We start from the raw sequence: 23252 nt of genomic DNA on the forward strand, positions 1-23252 counted from the left end.
GGTATATCGCTTGCTGAAAAGTGACGGCACACACGGCTGTCGAGCGCTGCTGGGAAAAGCCTCCGATGGGTCCGTTGGCCCACTCACAGGAGCTTTGAGATGACACTCGGCGACACTATCAAGGGCATGGTCGGCATGGATCCCACGGGGCATGCCGACCCCGACATGAAAGCGGTGCTCGACGCACTCAAGAGCCTCAATCCAAAACCGATCGAAGACTGTTCGGTTGCCGAGGCAAGAAAGCAGCCCACCCCCGCGGACGCCGTCAAGCAGTTGATGACCAATCCCGCCTACAGTTCGAGACCGTCGCCGGAACTCGAAGCGGTGCGCACGCAGGACATCATGATTCCGGGTGCCGCCGGCAACAACCGGGCGCGGGTCTACACGCCGCAAGGGGACGGGCCGTTCCCGGTGATCCTGTATTTCCACGGCGGCGGCTGGGTGATTGCCGACCTCGATACTTACGATGCCACGCCGCGCTCGATGGCCGCGCAGAGCAACGCGATCGTTGTGTCCGCGCATTACCGGCAAGCGCCCGAGCACCGGTTGCCGGCCGCGCACGAGGACGCGTTCGCCGCATGGCGCTGGCTGGTGGACAACGCGGCGAGTCTCGGTGGCGACCCGGGCAAGCTTGCCGTGATGGGCGAAAGCGCGGGCGCCAATCTGGCGATCAACGTGTCGATCCACGCGCGCGATGCCGGATTGCGGATGCCGGTTCATCAGGCGCTGATCTATCCGGTGGCGAGCAACAACATCGTGTCGATTTCCTATGAAGAGAATCGCAACGCCAAACCGCTGAACAAGCCGATGATGCTCTGGTTCGTCCACAACGTGATCAACGACAAGCGTGATCTGACGAGCCCGCTGATCGATGTGGTCAGCGCCAAGCTGTCAGGTTTGCCGCCCGCCGTGGTGGTGACGGCCGGCATCGATCCGTTACGCTCGGACGGGGAGAAGCTGGCGGAGAAGCTGAAAAGCGCGGGCGTGCCCGTCGAGCATCGCAACTACCGGGGCGCGACGCACGAATTCTTCGGCATGGCAGCGGTGGTGGAGGCGGCGCGCGATGCGCAGACCTTCGTCTCGCTGGCACAACGTCAGGCGTTTGGCGGCGCGCCGCTTTGAGCTGCGATTGAAGCAAACGGTCCGCGAGGCCTGATGTAGCACGGCACGCGCGGACCGCTCGTCGTGTTCATGGCGGCTAGCTCTTTTCCTGCGAGGCCTCGTACTTGCCGAGCGCGGCCGCGCTGTTCAGCCGGGCGCGCTTGAGCAACGCCTCTTGCGCCTGCTTGACGTTGCTCGCCTGACCCTTCCAGGCTTGCAGCGGCGGCTCCTGCAACGCACGGCCATACGAGAAGCTCAGATTCCACGGCAGCGGCCCGAGGCGATTCATCGCATCCAGATTCGCCGTGGCCTCTTCGGGCGTCTGCCCGCCGGACAGGAACACGATCCCCGGCACCGCCGACGGCACCGTGCGTTTGAGCACCCGCACGGTGTGCGCCGCGATGTCCGCGGTAGACGATTGCTGCGCGTGCTCGGAGCCCGCCAGCACCATGCTCGGCTTGAGCAAAATATGTTCGAGCACCACGCGATGCCGGTGCAGCGCGTTAAACACCTCGTGCAACACGGCCTCGGTGACTTCCGCGCTGCGTGCGATGGTGTGCTCGCCGTCCATCAGCACTTCCGGTTCGACGATCGGCACGATGCCCGCTTCCTGCGAGATCGCTGCGTAGCGTGCGAGTGAATCCGCGTTCGCTTCAATCGCGAGGCGGCTCGGCAAACTCGCCGTGATGTTGTAGACCGCGCGCCATTTCGCGAAGCGCGCGCCTTGCCGCTTGTAATCGACGAAACGTTTGGCGAGGCCGTCGAGGCCTTCGGTGATTTCATCACCCGGAGCGAGCGCCAGCGCAATCTTGCCGAGGTCGACCTTGATGCCGGGCACGACGCCGTTGCTGGTGCAGAGCTGCGGAAAAGGCGTACCGTCGTCGGCTTTCTGGCCGAGCGTTTCCTCGTAAAGGATCACGCCGCTCACGAATTCGCCGAGACCCGCCGTGGTGAGCAGCAGGTTGCGATAGGCGCGGCGGTTTTCCTCGCTGGATTCGAGGCCGATCGTCTTGAACCGTTTGGCGATGGTCGGGCCGCTTTCGTCGGCGGCGAGAAGACCTTTGCCGGGTTGAACCATCGCCTTGACGGTGGCTTGCAGCTCGCTACGGGTATCCATGAGGTGTGCTCCCTTTAATCCGGTTGCGGGTGAGGTCTTGCTCAGAGCGAAGCCAAAGCCTCGGCGATCTCCGTGGCGTTAGCCGGACGGACTACGCGTGCGACTTCGGCGCCATCGCGCAGAAAGATCAGCGTGGGCCAGAGTTTGACTTTGAACGAGCGGCCCAGCGGACGGCCAGGGCCGTCTTCGACTTTGAAATGCCTGATGCCGGCATGCGGTTCGAAGGCTTTCGCAATCGACGCTTGCGCGCCCTGACAGAAGCCGCACCAGTTGGTGCCGAATTCCACGACCGTGGCGCCGGGCAGGGCGTCGACTTCGGTTCGCGAGGGCGCTTGAGAGGAGTAGGGTGTCAGGGTTGCCATGGGTGCGGTGCTCCGATGCTTTTACCTTCGCGGCCAGGGGTTTTCGCTTACGTCGCTTACGTGACGGCCTGCCGCGTGTGAATTGGGTAAAGAGTAGCAGCTATGGCCGGGATCGTCAGTGGGACGGGCGCCTGCTTCGCCGCGCAAATGTCACACAAACGCATGTTGTTGTCAGCGCGACATGTTAAACATCACGATTCGTTCTAGCGGCACCCCTCGCGTTCAGGAAAGGACATGGCAGAAAAGATCACCCTTCGGCATCCGGCCACGCACGACACCGTGGCGCTCGCTACCGGCTTCAGTTGGGGCGCGTTACTGTTGGGCTTCGTCTGGGCGCTGTCGAAGAGAATGTGGTTTGCCGCTTTCCTCATGCTGGCAGTCAATACGCTGCTATTTTTCTCCGGCTTGTGGGGCGATACGATCGGCACCATTGGACTGGTGCTGTCCGTGCTGTTCGGCATTGCCTGTGGGGTCTATGGCAACCAGTGGCACCGCTCGGCGCTCGAACAGCGCGGCTACGTCGTCGTGCCGCCGGCCGGCGAGGGCGGTCCGACGGGAGTGGATATGGCTAAAGCTCAAGCCACTCATGCGCGTCCACCGACAAAAGTCCCCTGAAGCATGCCGCTGAGTTTCTTTCCGCCGCCAAGGAGGCATTCGATGCCGATTGCAATTGCCCTCAGCAAGTCCGTCCCGTCTGTCACTCTGTCTGTCAGCCCCTCTATCAGACCTATCGCGATGTTGCGCCGCGGCTTGCGTTGCGCGGCAGCCGTCGCCTCCCTCTGTGCCGCGCCGCTTGCGCACAGCGCAGATCCTGCGGCCGCGGCGGCGCCTGGCGCAGCGGTCATATCGGCCGCCTCCGGCACGCAAGCCGCCATGCCCGCCGCCGCGCCCGACGACACCTTCCTGCTCACCATCTTCCTGCGTCACGACGAGTCGAAGCCGCTGCCGAAAATCAACGACCAGTTGCGCGCGCAAGGCTTCTTCAAGACCTTTCCGCCGCCGGGCATCGAGGTCGTGTCGTGGTACGTGATGATGGGCATCGGCCAGGTCGTCACGCTGCGCGTGCCGGCCAGCCGTCTGCGTGAAGTCAATCGGGCCATCGAGACGACCGCATGGGGCGGCTACCGCACCGAGTTTTATCCGACCTACGATTACAAGTCGCAAGCGCAGCAAATGCGCGCAACGGACGGCAAGTAGCGGCGTCCGCGCCGCCAGCGCGTTGGCAATGGCGAGTAACGCGCTTTTGGGATGGGGGAGTGCGGGTTTACGTGCCCGCAAGCCAGGACGATAATGCCCCGGTTGTTCCGGCCACGAAGTCAGCGGCGCGCATCGTGCGTTGCTGACCCGCTTCCCCTGACCCTCCGCCCCTCGTGTTGAAAACCTCCCGTTTTTTCGACCTGCTGCGCATCCCTGGCTTCAAGCCGCTGGCCGCCGCCACCCTCATGCTCGGGGTGGCGATGTCGTTCACCGCACCCTATCTGTCGCTGTTCGGCGTCGAGCGCGCCGGCATGACGCCGCTCAAGCTCGGCGTCTTCATGACGCTGATTGCCGCCAGCGGGGTGCTCGCCAGCACCTTCGCCGGCCGTTGGAGCGACGCGAGCGGCCGGCATCGGCCGTTGTTGCTGGCGGCACTGGTGGCCGCCGCACTCGGCTATCTCTGTCTATGCGTGGTGCGTGACTACCGCTTGTTGCTGGCGGTCGGCATTGTCTTTATCGGCGCGGGCGGTTCGGCCATTTCGATGGTGTTCTCGTTCAGCCGCGCGGCGCTGCCGGTGCCGGACCCCGCGGAGCGCGCGTTCGCCAGCGCGACCTTGCGGACCATCCTTTCGGCGGCGTGGGTGTTCGGTCCGTCGGTGGGGGCACTGGTGCTCGCCGGCACCGGTTTTTACGGACTCTTCCTGTTCGCGGCGGCGAGTTTCGCGGCCTGCGCGACCATCGTCTGGCGTATGCGCGAGCCGCAAGGCCATCTGGGCGATCACACGGTGGAAGACACGGCGTCGGAGCCGTCCGCCTCGATCAGTGTGCCGCCGCTGACCGCGCCCGGCGAAGACGCCCACGAGGACCTGCCGGGCGTCGCCTCGCAGAACGACATCCGCCGTGCCGTGGCCGCGCTCACCTTGCTCGGGCTCGCCGCTAACGCCACCATGATCGTGTTGCCGCTCTACATCGTGCACGGTTTGAACGGCACGCATCTGGACGTGTCGGTCATGCTCGGTCTCGGCGCCTTGATGGAGATTCCGATGATGCTCGCGCTCGGCGCGAAGTCGTCGACGCTGCACAAGCCCAACTGGCTGGCCGCCTGCGCCGCGGTTCACGCGGTGTATTTCGTCGCGATGTCGTTGGCGGGCACTGTTCACGTTCTGATTCCGATGCAAATGCTCAACGCATTCGTGGTCGCGGTGACCTCCTGCCTCGGCATGGTCTACGTGCAGGATCTGATGCCGCAGGCGCCGGGCCGTGCGACCGCGCTATTCTTCAACGCGGCGCGGGTCGGCTCGATTCTCTCAGGTGTGCTGTCGGGTTTGCTGGTGCAGGCATTCAGCTATCGCGGCACGTTTCTGTTTTGCGGCTTGCTGGCGCTTGGCGCGCTGGTGCTGTTCGCCGTGCCGGGTTACCGTTATCCGCTGATGTGGCGCGCGGTGCGGCGTTTCGCGCGGACGCAATACGGGAAGCTTCAGGCGCGGCGGCGATAGGACGTGCGGTCGGCTTGCCGTTGACCCGCAATTGACTTGCGGCGCGCTTGCGGTTGATTTTGCCGTCGGCCGGCAGTTAGCCTGCGATGGGCCAACCGTTGGCCGCCGATTGACCTGCAGTTCACAAGCGGCACGCATTTTGCTGAGCGCCTTGCTTATGCTCGATGCCACCGTGCGGAGGTTCGATGAAAGGACTTGCCGTTGTCGTTGCCATTGCGCTCATTTGCGCGGCGGCGCTGTCGCGCGCGGGGGAGCGGGCCATTGAACCGGCGCCGCCGCCCGCACCGCAGAGCCTTGATGCCGCGCAGATCACGCTTGGCTCGCGACTCGCGGCGGTCGGCGATTGCATCGTGTGCCATAGCGCGCCGGACAGTGCGCCGTTCGCCGGCGGCCGCGCGCTGAACACACCGTTCGGCACGATCTACTCGACCAACATCACGCCGGACACCGAAACCGGCATCGGCAGCTGGACACTTGCCGCGTTTGCGCGGGCGATGCGCAAAGGCGTCTCGCGCGACGGCCATTTGCTGTATCCCGCCTTTCCCTACGTGCATTTCACGCGGATGAGCGATGCCGACATCGCCGCCGTCTACGCGTATCTGATGAGCCGCGACCCCGTGCGCGCCACGGCGCCGTCGAACAGGCTGATTTTCCCGCTGAACTTCCGCCCGTTGATCGCAGGATGGAATTTGCTGTATCTGCATCCGGGACCTGAAGCGCTCGACGCGCCCGCTAGACCGTCCGGTCTCGTAGGTGACGCACATGCCGCGGTGCAAAACACGCCGGATGCGACGGACATCCTCGACGCGCAATGGCAGCGCGGGCGCTATCTCGTCGACGGTCTCGGCCATTGCGCCGCATGCCACACGCCGTTGAATCTGCTCGGCGCGGAGAAAAGCAAAGCAGCGCTGCAAGGCGGCGCGGTCGACGGCTGGGACGCCCCGCCGCTGACCACGCTGTTGCAGGCGCCCACGCCGTGGACCAGGGAACAACTCGTCGATTATCTGCGCAGCGGTCTCGCCAGCGAGCACGGTGCGGCCGCCGGCCCGATGCGGCCGGTGACCGAAACGCTTGCGGGCGCAACCGATGAGGACGTCGAGGCGATCGCGGTTTATCTGTTGTCGCTGCAAACGCCGGCGCGGGTTCCGTTGAACGCATTGCCGGCGCAAACCGCGTCGCTGCCGGCACAAGCCGCGTCGCAAACAGAGGCAAGACAGGCAGAGCAGCCCCATCAGGCGCAAGCCGCTACGCTACCCGGCGCGACGCTCTTTGCCGCCGCCTGCGCGTCGTGCCATGGCGCAGCCGCGCCGATGTCGACGAACGGCGGGCGTCCCTCGCTCGCGCAAGGCACGGCGGTGAATGCGGACAGCCCGCGTAACGCACTGCGGATGATCCTCGACGGCATCGGCTGGCAGGGCAGCACGTCCGCCCACTTCATGCCGCCGTACGCACAACTCTTCACCGATGCGCAGATCGCCGATCTCGCCAACTACACCCGCGCCCGCTTCAGCACGCGCAAGCCGTGGCCGTCGCTCGACGCGGCCGCGGTCGCCCGGATTCGCAAGGAGAGCCGTCAGCCATGAGCGCCGTCACGCTTACCGTCAACGATGTGCGGCACACGCTCGATATCGATCCGTCGACGCCGCTGCTCTACGTCCTGCGCAATCAGTTGCAACTGAACGGCGCGAAGTTCGGCTGCGGCTTGGGACAGTGCGGCGCCTGCACGGTGAGCGTCGGCGGCGAGGCGGTGTTTTCGTGTCTGCTGCCGGTCGCGGCGGTGGGCGAACGGCCGGTGCGGACGGTCGAAGGACTGGGCACGGCCGCGCATCCGGGCCGCTTGCAGCAGGCCTTCATCGATCAGCAGGCGGCGCAGTGCGGCTACTGCATCGCAGGGATGCTGATGCGCGCGCAGACATTGCTGGATCGCACACCCTCGCCGAGTGACGAGCAGATTCGCCGCCACATGCAGCCCAATCTGTGCCGCTGCGGCACGCATATGCGCATCGTCGCGGCGATCCGTCAGGCGGGTGACGGGGGTGTGGGTGCGCACGCCGATTCTGCTGCGACGGCCATTGCACATCCTGAGGCTCACGCCGGCGCCGCCGTGCCTTCGGTATCCCAAGGAACGCCATCATGAGCAACGACCACGCCGTCGACGCCGGACGCCGGCGCTTCCTCACGGGCGGCGGCGCGCTGCTGGTCAGCTTCAGCCTGCTGCGGCCTGAAAACGCGTGGCCGCAATCCAGCACCACCGAAGCCGGCACCTTCACCGCCACCGCGCCGGATCTGCCGGGCAGCCTGAAAACGACCCCTCTGCTCGACGCCTGGATCAAGATCGACGCACAAGGCAAGGTTACCGTCTGCACCGGCAAGGCCGAACTTGGCACGGGCATCCGCACGGCGTTTCTGCAACTCGCGGCCGAGCAACTCGACCTCGCGCCCGAGGCGATTTCGATCGTCACCGCCGACACCGGCGCGACGCCGAACGAAGGTTATACCGCCGGCAGTCATTCGATGGCCGACAGCGGCACCGCGATTTTCAACGCCGCCGCGCAGGTGCGCGTGCTGCTGTTGCACGCCGCAGCCGCGCAACTCGGCGTGAGCGCAGGGCAACTGTCGACCGAGGCGGGCATGATCGTCGCCCCGGACGGCCGCCGTCTTTCCTATGGCGACGCCGTGGCCGGCGTGAATCTGCATCAGGCCGCGCAACCCGGCGTGCCGCTCAAGGCGCCGCCGCGTTTTCAGGTGGTGGGGCGCACGCTGCCACGTGTCGATATACCGGGCAAGGTCACGGGCGGCCCGAGCTACGTGCAGGACATGCGGCTGCCCGGGATGCTGCATGCGCGGGTCGTGCGGCCGCCTGCGTATGGCGCGACGCTCGCCTCGGCCGACACGTCGGGGGTTGAAAAGATGCCGGGCGTCGTCAAGGTGATCCGTGATGGCAGCTACCTCGCCGTCGTCGCCGATGACGAGTGGCGCGCCGTGCTGGCCATGCGCGCGCTGACCGAAGCCGCGCAATGGCATGCCGGAGCGCCATTGCCCGATCCGGCGACGATTCATCAAACCTTGATGCACCTGCCCGTGCAGGAAATTGCGGTTGCGGACCAGCACGGCACAGCGGCCGCCGCCGCGCAAACGCTTCGGGCGCGCTATCGCAAGCCGTATCTCACGCACGGCTCGATCGGCCCCTCCTGCGCGCTTGCGCAACTGACTAATGGCACGATGGGCGCGAGCGACACGAACGGCACGAACGGCACGAACGGCACGAGTGGCGCCCCGGATACGATGACCGTGTGGACCCACACGCAAGGCGTCTATCCGCTGCGCGCGGGCCTCGCGGAAATGCTGTCGATGCCGCCGGACAAAGTGCGCTGCATCCACGTGGAAGGCTCGGGCTGCTACGGCCACAACGGCGCGGACGATGTCGCCGCCGACGCCGCGCTGATCGCCCGCGCACTGCCGGGCCGGCCCATTCGCGTGCAGTTGATGCGCGAGCAGGAGCATACCTGGGAGCCGTTCGCGCCGGCGATGACGGTGGAAGCGAGCGCATCGCTCGATGCGTCGGGCAGCCTCGTCGACTGGAATTACGAGTTGTGGAGCAACACCCACAACAACCGGATCGACAACGCCGGCCGCCTGCTGCCCGCCACGCTGCTCGCGCATCCCTTCACGCCGGCGCCGCCCAAACCGATTCCCATGCCCGAAGGCGGCGGCGACCGCAATAGCATTCCGTTGTATCGCGTGCCGAACCTGCGCGTGCAGCATCACTTCATTCCGTCGATGCCGATCCGTGTCTCCGCGATGCGCTCGCTCGGCGCGCACATGAACGTGTTCGCGATCGAGAGTTTGATGGACGAACTGGCGCTCGCGGCGCACGCCGATCCGGTCGCGTTTCGTCTGAAGCATCTGGACGATCCCCGGGCCCGCGATGTGATCCAGCTGGCGGCGCGCCGCTTCGGCTGGCAGCCGCGAACGCAGCAGGGCGGCCTGGCGCATGGGCGACAAGGCGGCAGCGGAGGCGCTACTGGTGCCGTTAGCGTGAACGGCACGAATGGAACGCGTGGCACCGGCTTCGCCTTCGCGCAATACAAAAACCTGATGGCTTACTTCGCCGTCGCGATGGAGGTGTCGGTCGAGCGCGATACCGGCGAGGTGCACATCGAGCGCGTGGTGGCGGCGATCGACTGCGGGCAGGTCGTCAATCCGGATGGCGTGCGCAACCAGGTCGAGGGCGGCATCCTGCAAACGGCGAGTTGGACGCTCTACGAGCAAACCACCTTCGACATGCAGCGCATCACGAGTTTCGACTGGAGCACGTATCCGATCATGCGGTTTGCGTCGCTGCCGAAAGTGGTCGAAGTCCATCTGATCGACCGGCCCGGCCTGCCGTTTCTGGGTGTCGGCGAAGCGGCGCAGGGACCGGGCGCGGCGGTGCTGGCGAATGCGATCGCCGATGCGACCGGCGCGCGGCTGCGCGAACTGCCGCTTGCCGGTCCGCGTTTGAAAGCCGCGTTCGAAACGTAAGTGTGCACATGCAACACCGAAATGTAAGAGGATAGTCAGCCAAATCGAAGCCGGCGTCCCGACTACGGCACGCATGGACGCACGATTGGAACTTTAGGCGGCACAACATCTCTGCAAAGAGGCGTATCGTCGTTTGACGCAGCCGGGCATGCCCGATTTGCTGCGCCGGCGACGCGAGGCAGCTACCGTGTGTCCGTCGGATCACGCAAAGGCAACTACAGTTAGGAGGGCCACTCGCCGCGAATGAAGCACACGGCGTGGCGCAACATACGGAAGCACCGCGAAACAGATTGAGCAGCGCAACCAGACACTTACCGGAGCGAGATATGCAGCTAGGCATGATTGGATTGGGACGCATGGGCGCCGACATGGTGCGACGCCTGACGAAGGGCGGTCAGCAATGTATTGCTTACGACGTGCAACCGGCTGCGGTGGAAAAGCTGAAACAGGATGGTGTCGCGGGCGCAACATCGCTCGAAGACCTCGTCGCGCAGCTGGAGAAACCGCGTGCGGTGTGGCTGATGGTGCCGGCGGCCGTCGTCGACAAGACGCTCGAGAACCTCGTGCCCTTGCTGGAACCCGGCGACATCGTCATCGACGGCGGCAACTCCTATTACCACGACGACATTCGGCGGGGCGCCGATCTGGCGAAGCGTCAGTTGCACTATGTGGACGTCGGCACGAGCGGCGGCGTGGCGGGACGTGAGCGCGGCTACTGTCTGATGATCGGCGGCGAGACCGAGGTCGTGCGGCGGCTCGAACCGGTTTTCTCGACACTCGCGCCGGGCGCCGGCTCCGCACCGGCCACACCGGGCCGGTCCGCCGGCGAGAGTACGGCCGATCAGGGCTTCCTGCATTGCGGTCCGCAGGGGGCGGGGCACTTTGTGAAGATGGTCCACAACGGCATCGAGTACGGCATGATGGCCGCGTACGCCGAAGGCCTGAACATTTTGCGCCACGCCGACGCCGGCAAACACGCGCGCGAAGCCGACGCCGAGACCTCGCCGCTGCGCCGTCCCGAGCTTTACCAATACGATCTGAATCTCGCCGAGGTTACCGAGGTATGGCGGCGCGGCAGCGTAATCGGCTCGTGGCTGCTGGACCTGATTGCCGGGTCTCTCGTCAGCGACGCCGATCTGACGAACTACGCAGGACGCGTATCGGATTCTGGCGAAGGGCGCTGGACGGTGGCCGCGGCGATCGACGAAGGTGTGCCCACGCCCGTGCTGAGCGCCGCGCTATTCGCGCGTTTCAGTTCGCGCGGCGAGTCGGATTTCGCGAACCGGGTGTTGTCGGCGATGCGCAATGACTTCGGCGGTCACGTCGAGAAACCGGCCACGCCGGCCGACGGACCGAAGCGCTAATTCATGGGAGCCGTCATGGACACCGCTAACACCGCCCCTCACGACGTCGTGTTTCTGTTCGATTGCGATAACACGTTGCTGGACAACGATCATGTGCTGGCGGACCTGCGCGCGCACATGATGCGGGATTTCGGCGAGCAGAACAGCACACGGTACTGGGAGATTTTCGAAGACTTGCGCTCGGAGCTTGGTTACGCCGATTACCTGGGCGCGTTGCAACGGTATCGGCAGGAGCACCCGCGGGACACGCGCCTGCTGTTGATGTCGTCGTTTCTGATTGACTATCCGTTTGCGAACCGCCTGTATCCGGGGGCATTGGATGCGATCCGGCATGTGTCGAAGCGCGGGCCCGCAGTCATCCTGTCCGACGGGGACGTCGTGTTCCAGCCGCGAAAGATTGCCCGTTCGGGCTTATGGGACGAGGTCGAAGGGCGGGTTTTGATCTACATCCATAAAGAGCAGATGCTCGATCAGGTGATGGAGTGTTATCCGGCCAGGCACTACGTGATGGTGGATGACAAATTGCGGATTCTGACCGCTATGAAGAAGACCTGGGGCGGGAAGCTGACTACCGTGTTTCCTCGCCAGGGGCACTATGCATTCGATCCCAAGGAAATTGCGAGCAATCCGCCCGCGGATGTGACGGTCGAGCGGATTGGGGAATTGGCCGAGCTGGATCTGGATGAGGTTTTGAGCGGAAAGGGTTAGGAACCCAGTTTCTTCAAATGCGCTTGCGCGTCCCCGGCGCCCATCCTGCCGGCGGCGTCCATTGCCGTGACGCCGTTGGCATCGCGAGCCTTGGGGTCCGCGCCGTGGGCAATCAGCAAGTCCATGATCTCGGTGCGATTGAACATCGCGGCAATCATCAATGCTGTGCGCCCATCCGGCGAGGGGCCTTCAACGTTGGCGCCATGCGCGAGCAAGGTTTCAATGACAGCGTTGAAACCCTTGAACGCGGCGCCCGCAATGGGTGTCTGGCCATTGTCGTTGCGCAGATCCGGATCGGCCCCGCGCTCGAGCAGGGTGCGTACCGCATCCACATGGCCGTGATAACTCGCCAGCATCACGAGGCTGTCACCTTTGTCATTGCGCAGATTCGGTGGCACGCCTTTTTCGATCACCGCGGCGAGCATGGCGGCATCGCCGCGCCGTGCGAGGTCGAAAACTTCTTGCGCCACTTCGAGCAGATCTGGGTCAATCTCCGGTTTGGCGGGCGGGGAAGGTTCAGGGTGGTTCGTCACAGGAATCTCCTTGCAATGATCCGGGCCGCCGAAACGGCACGGGGAAGATCCATCAGCATACACATTCCGCTTTGCAGACGCCCGCCCGGCAGCATGCTAGCCAAGGCTCAGCAGTTTGACCAGCAAGCCGAACACGCCCACGAGCACGGCGACGCCGGCGCACAACAGCACGAGCGTGAGAGCGAGAATCAGGGGGGCTTTGAGGCGGCTGGGAGTCGGCATAGTGGCTGTTCAGAATTGTGGGGGAGCAGTAAAGGGGCGCCGGATGCGGTCCGCCGCCGCGCACGTGGCGGCAAGAGCTTAATCGCATTTACTTAATGCTCGCTTAAAGAATAGCGCAAGCGTGGCGGCCTCCAGCGGCCGACTGTCCAACAGCGTACAGACACGTCCGCCGAATGAGCGCATGATCCTTGCTTGGCGCGTGGCATGATCCGGTCTGTGAGGTCTATGTATCAGGTCTGTTCAAAACTAGCCACGCGTGCAATCGATTGCCCACCGTTACGTCGCAGGCGATCAAACGCCATGCAGCCGGCGGGCTAAAGGAAAAATCATGACATCCGCAATCTGGGGCATCGTGGCCGGCACGGTTCTGATGTTCGGCGCTTCGATCTATCTGCGTCAGCTTCGTCTTCTGCACCGCCCCGATCGCCGCTGGACGGGCAAGAAACGTTGATTCGCCCCACCTCCTCAAACAAGGGAAGCTCCATGTCACCACTACCTTCGCAAAAGCGTGCGCCGTCGCCGGCACGTCAAGCCGATTCGCCGGGCGCCGTGCGCGACCGGCGCGCCGAACTCGGTCGCGCCGATGAAGCGCGGGCCGAGCAACGCGAGCAAGACGACGCGCGCAACGATCCCAATGCCAGCAAATGGCGCTACCGTCCGCCGCAACGCGACGATAAGGAGCAGCAGGGTTAACGCCTGCTACTTAATATCAGCGTACGAACGTACGAAGAGTCGAGCGAGCGGGCACTAGCCATCGTTCGGGCCGGCAATCGGATCGGCCGCAACTCTATCCGTGCTTGCAGTACAGACGGACCGCATACACGCACACGCATAAGCAACGCATACACGAAAGCGACGCACGCGCGTCGCAAGATCAAGCTTTGGACGATCGCGTCGAACCATGACGCGCGCTTCCTGTCACACCCCTGACGATCCCCGGCCCGACCTCCAAAGCCTTGCGCCACGGACCTTTGGTGCTACGCCTTCCGTATGTCATGCACATGACAGGAGGGCCGATATGGCAGGTTTTTCCGCCGGCCGCGTCAAGAACAACCGCTGCAGCACCCGCTAACCTGCCTGACTGTCCTTTCCTAGGAGTGACGCCATGGCCGAAGCACCCTCCCGTCCGACCCCGCCGCAAACCCTCGAGCCCGACACGTTACGCAAGATGGATCGCTACTGGCGCGCCTGCAATTACCTCTCGGCCGGCATGATCTACCTGCGCGACAACCCGCTGTTGCGCGAACCGCTCAAACCCGAACACATCAAGAACCGCCTGCTGGGCCATTGGGGCTCGGATCCTGGCCAGAGCTTCCTGCTGGTGCATCTGAACCGGCTGATCAGGAAGCTCGATCTGAACGTGATCTATATCGCCGGCCCGGGCCATGGCGCGCCTGCCACGCTCGCCCATTGCTACCTCGAAGGCCATTACTCGGAGATCTATCCCGACCGCAGCGAGGACGAAGCCGGCATGCAACGCTTCTTCCGGCAGTTCTCGTTTCCCGGCGGCATCGGCTCGCATTGCACACCCGAAACACCGGGATCGATTCACGAAGGCGGCGAGCTCGGCTATAGCCTGTCGCATGGCTACGGCGCGGCATTCGACAACCCCGATCTGATCGTCGCGGTGATGGTCGGCGACGGCGAGGCGGAAACCGGTCCGCTCGCTACCTCATGGCACTCGAACAAGTTCCTCAATCCGATCCGCGACGGCGCGGTGTTGCCGATCCTGCATCTGAACGGCTACAAGATCGCCAATCCGACGATCCTCGCGCGGATTCCCCGCGAGGAACTCGAGGCCTTGCTGACTGGCTACGGCCACAAGCCGTATTTCGTCGAGGGCGACGATCCGGACACCATGCATCAGCAAATGGCCGCGACACTGGAACAATGCGTCGGCGAAATCCGCGCGATCCAGCAGCATGCGCGCGAGGCCAATGACGCGACGCGGCCGCGCTGGCCGATGATCGTGCTGCGCTCGCCGAAAGGCTGGACCGGGCCGAAGGAAGTCGACGGTCATAAGGTGGAAGGTTCGTGGCGTGCGCACCAGGTGCCGGTGCTCGATCCCGTCACCAACAGCAAGAGTCTGAAGCTGGTCGAGAACTGGCTGCGCAGTTATGAACCGGAGTCGCTATTCGACGAAGCAGGGCGTCTGGTCGAAGAACTGCGCGAGCTGGCGCCCGAAGGCACGCGCCGCATCAGCGCCAATCCGCATGCGAACGGCGGCATGCTGTGCAAAACGCTCGACCTGCCTGCATTTCGCGACTACGCGGTAGCCGTGAAGAAGCCTGCCGGCTCGTACATCTCGCCCACCGAGGTGCTCGGCACGTTTCTGCGCGACGTGATGCGCCGGAACATGACGAACTTTCGCGTCTTCGGCCCCGATGAAACCGCCAGCAACAAGCTGACGGCGATCTATGAGGCCTCGGAGAAAACCTGGCTGGCCGAAACCATGACCAGCGACGCCGACGGCGGCGAGCTCTCGGTGGACGGCCGCGTGATGGAGATGCTGAGCGAGCACACGCTCGAAGGCTGGTTCGAAGGCTACGTGCTGACTGGACGCCACGGGCTTTTCGCGACCTATGAAGCGTTCGTCCACGTGATCGATTCCATGTTCAACCAGCACGCCAAGTGGCTGGAGAAAGCGAAACGCGATCTCGGCTGGCGGCAACCGGTGCCGTCGATCAACCTGTTGATTACGTCGCTCGTGTGGCGGCAGGATCACAACGGCTTCACGCACCAGGACCCCGGCTTTCTCGATGTCGTCACCAACAAGAGTCCGGACGTGGTGCGTATTTATCTACCGCCGGACGCCAACTGCCTGCTGAGCGTGGCCGACCATTGCTTGAGATCGCGCGATTACGTCAATGTGATCGTCGCCGACAAGCAGCCGCATCTGCAGTATCTCGACATGGATTCGGCCGTCATCCATTGCACCAAGGGGATCGGCATCTGGGATTGGGCGTCGACGGATCAAGGCGTCGAGCCGGACGTGGTGATGGCCTGCGCGGGCGACATCGCGACGATGGAAGCGCTAGCGGCTGTGCAGATTTTGAAGGAGCGCTTTCCCGACCTGAAGATCCGCTTTGTCAACGTGGTCGATCTGTTCCGCCTGATGCCTGAAAATGCGCATCCGCACGGCCTGTCGGAGCGTGATTTCGATTCGCTGTTCACCACCAGCAAGCCGGTGATTTTCAACTTTCATTCGTATGCGTCGCTGGTGCACAAGCTCACGTATAACCGCACCAATCATGACAACCTGCATGTGCACGGCTACCACGAGAAAGGCAACATCAATACGCCGCTCGAGCTGGCGATCATCAACCAGGTCGACCGTTTCTCGCTGGCGATCGACGTGATCGATCGCGTGCCGGCGCTGCGCGGTGTCGGCGATCACGCCAAAGAGTGGCTGCGTGGACAGGTGATCGAGCATCTCGCGTATGCGCATGCCGAGGGCATCGACAAGGAAGAGATCCGCAACTGGACGTGGAAAGGCTGAGCGAGGCTCGATATGGAGACCCATAAGCAGACTGACCACCAGACTGACGAAGCGACGATTCTCGTGTTGAACAGCGGTTCGTCGTCGCTGAAGTTTGGGCTGTTCGCCCACTCGGGCGATGACGAATCCTTGCTGCTGGAAGGCAGCGCCGAAGGCATCGGACGAGGCGATGGCAGCTTGCGGATCAAGTCGCCCGACGGCCGCGTGCTGGTGGAACAGGAACAACTGCTGGAATCGCAGACCGACGCGTTGCAGAAGCTCTCGCGCGTCCTCGAGGAGCAGAAACACGGGCGGCCCATGGCGGTGGGACATCGCGTGGTGCATGGCGGGCCGCATCTGCGAACGCATCAGCGCTTGACACCTGAAGTCCGGCAACGCTTGCAGGACGCCGTGCACTTCGCGCCGTTACATATTCCACCGGCGCTGGCGTTGATCGACGAGGCGTCGACGATCTTTGCCGATGCGCAGCATTTCGCCTGCTTCGATACGGCGTTTCACGCGACGCTGCCACCGCGCGCGGCGCAGCTTGCATTGCCGCGCCGTTATGTGGAGGCTGGCGTGATTCGCTACGGTTTTCATGGGCTTTCGTATGAGTCGCTGGTGACGCGGCTGGGCGCCGCTTTGCCGCCGCGAGCGGTGTTCGCGCATCTGGGTAACGGATCGAGTTTATGTGCCTTACAGGATGGCAGATCCGTGGATACGTCGATGGGTTTGACGCCGACCGGCGGTGTGCCGATGGGCACGCGCAGCGGCGACCTCGATCCGGGCGTGCTGCTGTATCTGATGCGGGTGGAGAAGCTCGATGCGGATGCGCTGGAGACGCTGTTGAATCGTCAAAGCGGGCTGGCCGGTTTCGCCGATGGCGAGAGCGATATGCAGGCGCTGGAGAAGCGCGCTGCGGCGGGCGATGCGAATGCTTCGCTGGCGCTGGATGCGTTTGCTACTGCGGTGCGCAAGACGATTGGTGCTTATGCGGCTTTGCTGGGCGGGATCGATTTGCTGGTGTTTACGGGTGGCATCGGTGAGCACAGTGAGGAGATACGCAAGCGGGTGTGCGAGGGGCTCGCGTTTTTGGGGCTATCTGACGGGGATTCGGCTGGGAAGGTGAGGGCGATTCATACGGAGGAGGAGAAGCAGATTGCGAGGCATTGCCGGGGGATGTTGGCCGGTTCCGGCTGAGGTTATGGTGGTTTTTTATGTGGGTTTTATGGTGGTGTGGTCGAGGACGGCGGTTACGCCGAAGAGGCGGGTGACGTCTTCGAGTGCCGCGGTTCGTTGCTGCTCATGGTTGAGTTCGCCTAGCAGTTTGATGCGGCCGTGGGAGACTTTGACTTTTATCGTGTTTTTGGGGATGGCTGCGTCCCAGGAGAGGCGGGTTTCGGCTTCAGTGGCGATTTGTGAGTCGGTGAGGCGTGGGCTTGTTGAGATTGGGCGTGCGCGTGCTGAACTTGGGCGTGCGCCTGCTGAACTTGGGCGTGCGCCTGCTGAGTTGTTGGCGGTGGTGGGATGGGTTGGCATTTTTTGCATTCCTGTGCGGGGCGGTATTGAGGGAACACTAGCAGATTTGGCTTTTTTTGTGCGTGTGCGGCGCTTGGTCAGGTGTTTGCCTACGGTGTTGCTCTTTTCTTGGGTTGGTTGCCTGCGCGGCGCTTGTTTGGTCTGTGCTTTTATGGCGTTGGCCTTTCCTTGATTTGGTTGCTCGTGCGGCGCTTGTTTGTCTGTGTGTCTATGGCGTTGGCCTTTCCTTGATTTGTTATTGGATTATTAGTGTTGCCCCTGTGCGGGGCAGCACTTACTTTCTTTGCCGCGGCAAAGAAAGATAAGCAAAGAAAGCCGCTCACACCGCCAGCTCATAAGCGGGGCCCTCGCACAGTCACGGTAGTGGTGCATCTGGAATCCGGGTTCTCGCACATTCAGCGCGAGTGACAAAGCAGTCATACTTCCCGCCTCGCACTGCGTGCTCGCCGGAACGGGGCATCAGGAAGATCAGCGGCTTCGCTCCAGACCCGCGCCATCCATCTGCATCTCTTCGCAACGCCGTCATACTTCCAGCAACACCGCGCACGCCGAAGAACACTTCTTGAAACCGCCAGCTGCGTTCTCGCGCCCTCGCTTCACTTTGTGCGGTAGCTAAGCGTGTATCGCGTATATGCATCTCTGCCTCTGCCTCTGCTTCTGCTTCTGCCTCTGCCTCTGCTTCTGCTTCTGCTTCTGTCTCTACTTCTGCTTCTGCTCCTGTCTCTGCTTCTGCTTCTGTCTCGGTTTCGGTTTCGGTTTCGGTTTCGGCATTGATTTCTCTCCCGGTTGTTGGCAGGGCATTTCGCCGAGGCGAAGCCGATGGCCCGCCACGAATCCAAACGAAGCCCAATGTTTCTGATGAACCCTTCCGGCGGGCACGCAGTGCGAGGCGGGAAGCATGACTGCTTTGTCACTCGCGGTGAATGTGCGAGAGCACGGATTCCAGATGTTCCACTACCGTGACTGTGCGAGGGCCCCGCTTATGAGCTGGCGGTGTGAGCGGCTTTCTTTGCTTATCTTTCTTTGCCGCGGCAAAGAAAGTAAGTGCCGCCCCGCACAGGGGCAACGCTAATAGACCAATATCAATTCAAGGAAAGGCCAAAAAGCCAGTCCAAGGCGAGGCCAAAAAGCCAGTCCAAGGAAAGACCAAAAAGCCAGTCCAAGGCGAGACCAGATGGGCGCCGTTGAAATCAGCCGGGGCGACCCTCTCGGGCGTTCACAGCCTCAGTGTCCTGATTTTGTAGCGGGATTTGCGGGCTCGTTTCGCAGCCCCCTCCCGCGTGCCTGATACCCAAGCAACCGGCGCGCCCGAACCCGCTTATTCGCCGTGCTGCGCCCCTAATCCCCCGAACGCCCAGCCATTCAGCAACGCGCCGCACAGCATCAGCCCGCTGGTGATCAGAAACACCGACTGCATACCAAAATGCGCGCCGACAAAGCCGCCGGCGAGCGGCCCGGCCACCTGCCCGGCGTAATTCGCCGAGGTCGCATAGCCGAGGATATAGCCCGCGGAACGGTCGGGCACGTTATGCCGGATCACGCTGGTAATCGACGGCAACAAGCCGGCCAGCGCGAGCCCCATCAGAAAACGCAATGCCACGAGTTGCGCGCCACTGGTAACGAACGCCTGCGGCACCAGCAAGACCGCACACACGGCGAGACACGCAACGATTACCTTCGGTGCCCCAATCCGGTCGGCAAGGCGGCCGACACGCGAGGCCGCCAGCACGCTGCCCAGCGCCGATGCCGACATCACGAAGCCCGACACCAGCGTCACGTGCCTGGCGTCGTGCACGAGCTGGCCGACATAGACGGTGATGATCGGCTCGATCGACATGTTGGCGAACATCAGCAACCCGGCAGTGAACAGCATCGCGAGCACGGGTCGCAAGTCCGGCACGCTGGCCCAGCCAGTCGCCGCATCCGGTTCGTGCGATGTCGAGCGCGAGCGCTCGCGCGGTTGCTCCTTGACGAGTAGCGTCGTCGCAATGAAGGCGCAGAAAATCATCGCGCCGGCGATAAAAAACGTATTGCGAATGCCGATCAGCGGCGGTAGCGCGCCGCCGATCAGCGGGCCGACTAGATTGCCCGCCATCACGCCCGAGGCCAGCGTGCCGAGCGCCCAGCCGGTGCGTCCGCGTGGCGTCTGCGTGGCGATCATCACGGTGGCACCCGACGCATAACCGCCAACCAGGCCCGCCAGAAAACGCAGACCGACCAGTTGCCAGACATTCTGCGCGAGCCCGAGCAAGGACATCACGACGGCCATGCCGAGGCTCGCTCGAATCAGGATCAGCTTGCGCCCATAGCGGTCGGCCATGCGTCCCCACAGCGGCGACACGAGGGCGGCGGCAAGGAACGTCGCACCGAACGCGATGCCCGACCATTGCACAGCGGCCGCCGCCGAATGCACGCCAAGCTGCTGCACGTAGAGCGGCAGGAAGGGCAGCAGCAAAGTCATCGCGACGATCGTCGTGAAGGAGCCGAACAGACAAACGTAGAGATTGCGCTGCCAGTGCGGCGCGCCGTCAGGGGAGGTGGCTGGACTCATCAAGGCAAGATGTGAAGCGGGATGGAGACACATTGGGCCGGAAGCGGCGAAAGAACGATTGTGCCTGAGCGCGCGGAATCGAGCCGGCGAAGTGGGCTGATGAGGCGGACTGGTGGAGCGGAGTAATGAAGCGGGCTGGAGAAGCGGATAAGCGCATTGATGGAGCGGACCGGAGAATTGGACAAGCGGACTGGCGGAGCGGATTCGAGAAGCGGACTGATAAAGCGGCCTGACAAAGCCGACTGACAAAGAGGCCAGGCAACCACCGGCGCCCAACCCTGGTATGCTGACAGATCATCAAGCGCCCGTCGTGCGCGCTCCGCATTCTTCACTTGTGTCACAAAGGCCAGCACATGTCCGACTTTCCCATCGACAACCCGTTTCTCGAATCGCTCGGCGTGCGTCTGACGCAATGGCGCGACGGTTACGCCGAACTGTTTATGCCGCTCGATGCCAGCAAACTGAATCGCCAAGGCGTGCTGCAAGGCGGCGCGATCGCGACCTTGCTCGACGCGGCAGCGGGATATGCGGGGGTTTTTGCAGAAGCAGGGCAGCCTGTACGGCACGCGTTCACGCTCTCGCTGACCACTAACTATCTCGACAAGGGACTCGGCGAATCGGTGACCGCGAAGGGCTTCCTGGAGCGTCAGGGACGCTCGATTTTCTTCTCGCGTGGCGAAGCGTGGGTGGACGACAAGCTGCTGATCGCCAGCGCGCAAGGCACTTTCAAATACTCGAAGACGCGTTGAAAGGCTCGGAAAGCATGAAAGGCATGAAAGGCAAGCTGCCACCTTTTTGTCGCTGACCACAGTGCGCTTCGTGTTTGCCACCCCGTCCGATCACGCGCATTCCGGTCGCGCACCACGCGCTTGCTTGCTGCGCCTCGCTCCATTGAACCGTCATCGCGCGCGTGCAGGATGCACTCGCTCAAAGCGCCTTATACATGATGGTGGTCGAGTCAAGCCGTTCCTCCTGAGTGTCACGGCAAAACTGCGGGATCACGCCTGCCGTTTGATAGCCCAGCGCGGCATAGAGCGGCTCGGCCTTGTCGCCGGTGCGCGTATCGAGCGTCAGCAGGCTACGCTGCAAATGGCGCGCACGGCTTTCCAGTTCCGTCATCAGTGCTTTGGCGATGCCCTGGCGGCGCCGTGCGGGATGAACCAGCAGCTTGCGCACCTCCGCGCGATGACGCTGGTTCGGCATCGTGTCGTAATCCAGTTGCAGGTGCCGGCAATCGACTCGCCATGGCGAGCGACGAACAGCACAAGCGTGCCCGCGCGCAGCGACGGCAGCACCTTGCCGCGCCAGAACGCGTCGCTCTCTTCAACGCTATGCGGCAGGACAAAGCCGACGCTCGCGCCATCGTGGACGCACGCATGCAGCAGCGTGCCGAGTTCGGATAAATGACGAACGAGGTCGTCGGCGGAGAAGGTCGTGATGGTGGTCGCGCTCATATCGGTTCGAACTCAGACGATGAAAAGAACGTAGCGGGCCGCGCTGTGCGCCGGCGTGACGAAAGCGCCGGGGCCGAACAACTGATAGCGCAGACAGTCGCCGGCTTGCAAAGCGTGACTGCGGCCGTCGACGGTAATCTGCAATTGCCCTTCGAGCAGGATCAGATGATGCTCGAGACCGGCTCTCGGCGACGCGTCGTAATCGATCCGCACGCCGGCCTCGAGTTCGCATTCCAGCGCCTCGCCGCTCAACGCCTGAGCCGGCGGCGACACCGAACGGCGCCGGAAGCCGACGCTCGCGTCGCTCCAGAGCGCCTGCGCCTCACGCCGCACCAGCGGCGCGAAGTCTTCCTCGACCATGTGCATGAGGCGCGACATCGGCAAGCCGTAGGCCACGCAGAGCTTGCCGAGTACGCTCGCCGTCGGGCTCACGGCGGCATTTTCGAGGCGCGACAGGGTCGCGCGGCTGACGTTGCTGAGCCTCGCGAGATCGTCGAGCGACCAGTTGCGCTCAGCGCGCAGGCCCCGCAGACGCTGGGCGATGCGGCGGTCGATGGCATTGACGTTGTCATCGGGGAGTGTATTTTCCATATATGGGAAATTATCTCGTATATGGAAAATCGTCAATCAAACAAAAATGCGCGTGGAGCGCGTTCCATCATTGCCGGTAGCCGGTAGCCGGTAGCCGGTAGCCGGTAGCACGGCCGCGGGCACGGGCATGGGCATGGGTAGGCGGCCGCGTCCCGCCATTGCCGGGATTCATACACCGTGGGCCGCCCGGGCGTTTATCATAGGGCCCACAAACTAAAACCCGCCGCCCGGCTGTGCAACGCCGCGCCGCATCGCGGCTGTGCAACGACAGGCACGCCATTCACGAGACCATGCGGCGCATGCCGCGACATTTCCATGAACTCCACGCCCGACGCTATTTCCCGCCCGTCCATCCGCGCTTTGACCTTGCTTGAGGGGCGAGTGCTCGGCGTGCTTGTCGAAAAGCAGCACACCGTGCCCGACAGTTATCCGCTTTCGCTGAACGCGCTGACTCTGGGCTGCAATCAGAAGACCGGCCGCGCACCCGTGATGAACGCGACCGAAGCGGAGGTGCTGACCGCCATCGACGGATTGAAGCGCCTGAGCCTGGTGATGGAAGGCAGCAGCAGCCGCGTCCCGCGCTTCGAACACAACATGAACCGGGTGTTGGGGTTGCCGAGTCAGTCGGCTGCGTTGCTGACTACTTTGCTTCTGCGCGGGCCGCAAACTGCGGCTGAGTTGCGCCTGAACAGCGCGCGCTTGCATGGATTTGCTGATATCTCGTCAGTCGAGGCGTTTCTCGACGAGCTGGCTGTCAACGATCCGCCGCGGGTGGTGAAGCTGGCCCGCACGCCGGGCGAGCGCGAAAACCGCTGGACGCATCTGCTCTGCGGCGAAGTCAGTGCAAGTGATCTTGCACTGCCGGGCGATGAAGATGAGGTCGTGCCGCTGTCGGCGTTCGAGGCGGTGAAAGCTGAGCAGAAGCGGCTCGCCGATGAGGTAAGCCGGCTTCAGGCGGTAGTGCGGCGCATGGCCGCGGAGTTGGGGATTGAAGTGGGGGAGCTTTGAGCGGACA

General features: G+C 63.5%; 22 protein-coding genes and 1 pseudogene. 15 read left to right on the top strand and 8 right to left on the bottom strand.

The features are described from left to right. Nucleotides 1–99: 99 nt before the first annotated feature. The gene (locus PQR53_RS26040) at nucleotides 100–1122 is read left to right on the top strand and encodes an alpha/beta hydrolase (protein WP_408460422.1); all 1023 of its coding nucleotides are present in this window, start codon (nucleotides 100–102) and stop codon (nucleotides 1120–1122) included. Between the two features lie 76 nt (nucleotides 1123–1198). Here PQR53_RS26040 and PQR53_RS26045 read toward each other — a convergent pair whose 3' ends face one another. Together PQR53_RS26045 and PQR53_RS26050 are read right to left on the bottom strand one after the other, a co-directional pair. Beyond that, nucleotides 1199–2218 carry a class I fructose-bisphosphate aldolase gene (locus PQR53_RS26045; protein WP_408460425.1) on the bottom strand — a complete coding sequence of 340 codons (1020 nt, stop codon included), beginning with the start codon at nucleotides 2216–2218 and terminating at the stop codon, nucleotides 1199–1201. 41 nt (nucleotides 2219–2259) lie between these two features. Continuing rightward, nucleotides 2260–2580 (bottom strand): thioredoxin family protein, encoded by a 321-nt coding sequence (locus PQR53_RS26050; RefSeq protein ID WP_408460428.1) that lies wholly within the window; start codon nucleotides 2578–2580, stop codon nucleotides 2260–2262. A gap of 234 nt (nucleotides 2581–2814) precedes the next feature. Between PQR53_RS26050 and PQR53_RS26055 the strand changes: the two genes are divergently transcribed. The 8 genes from PQR53_RS26055 (at nucleotide 2815) to PQR53_RS26090 (ending at nucleotide 11869) form a co-directional block, all read left to right on the top strand. After that, nucleotides 2815–3195, top strand: a complete 381-nt coding sequence (locus PQR53_RS26055; RefSeq protein ID WP_408460430.1) for a DUF2628 domain-containing protein — start codon at nucleotides 2815–2817, stop codon at nucleotides 3193–3195. 120 nt (nucleotides 3196–3315) lie between these two features. Then, nucleotides 3316–3777: a hypothetical protein gene (locus tag PQR53_RS26060; protein ID WP_408460695.1), complete on the top strand. Its 462-nt coding sequence runs from the start codon at nucleotides 3316–3318 to the stop codon at nucleotides 3775–3777. A gap of 173 nt (nucleotides 3778–3950) precedes the next feature. Further along, nucleotides 3951–5273: a sugar efflux transporter gene (locus PQR53_RS26065; RefSeq protein ID WP_408460433.1), complete on the top strand. Its 1323-nt coding sequence runs from the start codon at nucleotides 3951–3953 to the stop codon at nucleotides 5271–5273. 185 nt (nucleotides 5274–5458) lie between these two features. After that, the gene (locus PQR53_RS26070) at nucleotides 5459–6856 is read left to right on the top strand and encodes a c-type cytochrome (RefSeq protein WP_408460436.1); all 1398 of its coding nucleotides are present in this window, start codon (nucleotides 5459–5461) and stop codon (nucleotides 6854–6856) included. Continuing rightward, nucleotides 6853–7410, top strand: coding sequence for a (2Fe-2S)-binding protein (locus tag PQR53_RS26075; RefSeq protein WP_408460438.1), 558 nt, complete (start codon nucleotides 6853–6855; stop codon nucleotides 7408–7410). Before PQR53_RS26070 ends, PQR53_RS26075 begins: the two co-directional genes overlap by 4 nt. Next, nucleotides 7407–9797, top strand: coding sequence for a xanthine dehydrogenase family protein molybdopterin-binding subunit (locus PQR53_RS26080; RefSeq protein ID WP_408460441.1), 2391 nt, complete (start codon nucleotides 7407–7409; stop codon nucleotides 9795–9797). The genes PQR53_RS26075 and PQR53_RS26080 overlap by 4 nt, the downstream gene beginning before the upstream one ends. A gap of 326 nt (nucleotides 9798–10123) precedes the next feature. Next, nucleotides 10124–11161: a phosphogluconate dehydrogenase (NAD(+)-dependent, decarboxylating) gene (gnd, locus tag PQR53_RS26085; RefSeq protein WP_408460443.1), complete on the top strand. Its 1038-nt coding sequence runs from the start codon at nucleotides 10124–10126 to the stop codon at nucleotides 11159–11161. Nucleotides 11162–11176: 15 nt separating this feature from the next. Then, nucleotides 11177–11869, top strand: a complete 693-nt coding sequence (locus tag PQR53_RS26090) for an HAD family hydrolase (RefSeq protein WP_408460446.1) — start codon at nucleotides 11177–11179, stop codon at nucleotides 11867–11869. Here the strand turns inward: PQR53_RS26090 and PQR53_RS26095 are convergent. Together PQR53_RS26095 and PQR53_RS26100 are read right to left on the bottom strand one after the other, a co-directional pair. Further along, nucleotides 11866–12402 (bottom strand): ankyrin repeat domain-containing protein, encoded by a 537-nt coding sequence (locus tag PQR53_RS26095; RefSeq protein WP_408460448.1) that lies wholly within the window; start codon nucleotides 12400–12402, stop codon nucleotides 11866–11868. The genes PQR53_RS26090 and PQR53_RS26095 overlap by 4 nt on opposite strands. Nucleotides 12403–12498: 96 nt before the next feature. After that, a complete protein-coding gene (locus tag PQR53_RS26100) occupies nucleotides 12499–12624 on the bottom strand; it encodes a hypothetical protein (protein WP_408460451.1) in 126 nt (41 codons plus the stop codon). Between the two features lie 328 nt (nucleotides 12625–12952). Between PQR53_RS26100 and PQR53_RS26105 the strand changes: the two genes are divergently transcribed. The 4 genes from PQR53_RS26105 to PQR53_RS26120 all read left to right on the top strand — a co-directional run bounded on the left by PQR53_RS26105 (nucleotide 12953) and on the right by PQR53_RS26120 (nucleotide 17302). After that, nucleotides 12953–13075 carry a hypothetical protein gene (locus tag PQR53_RS26105; RefSeq protein WP_323047203.1) on the top strand — a complete coding sequence of 41 codons (123 nt, stop codon included), beginning with the start codon at nucleotides 12953–12955 and terminating at the stop codon, nucleotides 13073–13075. A 32-nt stretch (nucleotides 13076–13107) separates the two neighbouring features. After that, nucleotides 13108–13317 (top strand): hypothetical protein, encoded by a 210-nt coding sequence (locus PQR53_RS26110; protein WP_179737520.1) that lies wholly within the window; start codon nucleotides 13108–13110, stop codon nucleotides 13315–13317. 412 nt (nucleotides 13318–13729) lie between these two features. Beyond that, nucleotides 13730–16123 (top strand): phosphoketolase family protein, encoded by a 2394-nt coding sequence (locus PQR53_RS26115; RefSeq protein ID WP_408460455.1) that lies wholly within the window; start codon nucleotides 13730–13732, stop codon nucleotides 16121–16123. 12 nt (nucleotides 16124–16135) lie between these two features. Then, a complete protein-coding gene (locus PQR53_RS26120; RefSeq protein ID WP_408460457.1) occupies nucleotides 16136–17302 on the top strand; it encodes an acetate/propionate family kinase in 1167 nt (388 codons plus the stop codon). A 15-nt stretch (nucleotides 17303–17317) separates the two neighbouring features. Here PQR53_RS26120 and PQR53_RS26125 read toward each other — a convergent pair whose 3' ends face one another. Next, complete coding sequence (locus PQR53_RS26125) at nucleotides 17318–17641, bottom strand: BON domain-containing protein (RefSeq protein WP_408460460.1); 324 nt, start codon at nucleotides 17639–17641, stop codon at nucleotides 17318–17320. A 1318-nt stretch (nucleotides 17642–18959) separates the two neighbouring features. Then, nucleotides 18960–20192 carry an MFS transporter gene (locus PQR53_RS26130; RefSeq protein ID WP_408460463.1) on the bottom strand — a complete coding sequence of 411 codons (1233 nt, stop codon included), beginning with the start codon at nucleotides 20190–20192 and terminating at the stop codon, nucleotides 18960–18962. A gap of 353 nt (nucleotides 20193–20545) precedes the next feature. Between PQR53_RS26130 and PQR53_RS26135 the strand changes: the two genes are divergently transcribed. Further along, the gene (locus tag PQR53_RS26135; protein WP_408460466.1) at nucleotides 20546–20941 is read left to right on the top strand and encodes a PaaI family thioesterase; all 396 of its coding nucleotides are present in this window, start codon (nucleotides 20546–20548) and stop codon (nucleotides 20939–20941) included. Nucleotides 20942–21119: 178 nt separating this feature from the next. On the opposite strand, the pseudogene PQR53_RS26140 reads toward PQR53_RS26135, so the two are convergent. Together PQR53_RS26140 and PQR53_RS26145 are read right to left on the bottom strand one after the other, a co-directional pair. Further along, nucleotides 21120–21646, bottom strand: a pseudogene (locus PQR53_RS26140) (GNAT family N-acetyltransferase). 12 nt (nucleotides 21647–21658) lie between these two features. After that, complete coding sequence (locus tag PQR53_RS26145) at nucleotides 21659–22237, bottom strand: helix-turn-helix domain-containing protein (protein WP_408460469.1); 579 nt, start codon at nucleotides 22235–22237, stop codon at nucleotides 21659–21661. Nucleotides 22238–22552: 315 nt separating this feature from the next. On the opposite strand from PQR53_RS26145, the gene PQR53_RS26150 reads away from it, so the two are divergent. Further along, complete coding sequence (locus tag PQR53_RS26150; protein ID WP_408460698.1) at nucleotides 22553–23245, top strand: YceH family protein; 693 nt, start codon at nucleotides 22553–22555, stop codon at nucleotides 23243–23245. Nucleotides 23246–23252 lie beyond the last annotated feature (7 nt).

This window comes from Paraburkholderia fungorum (assembly GCF_046027605.1).
Taxonomy (GTDB): domain Bacteria; phylum Pseudomonadota; class Gammaproteobacteria; order Burkholderiales; family Burkholderiaceae; genus Paraburkholderia; species Paraburkholderia fungorum_F.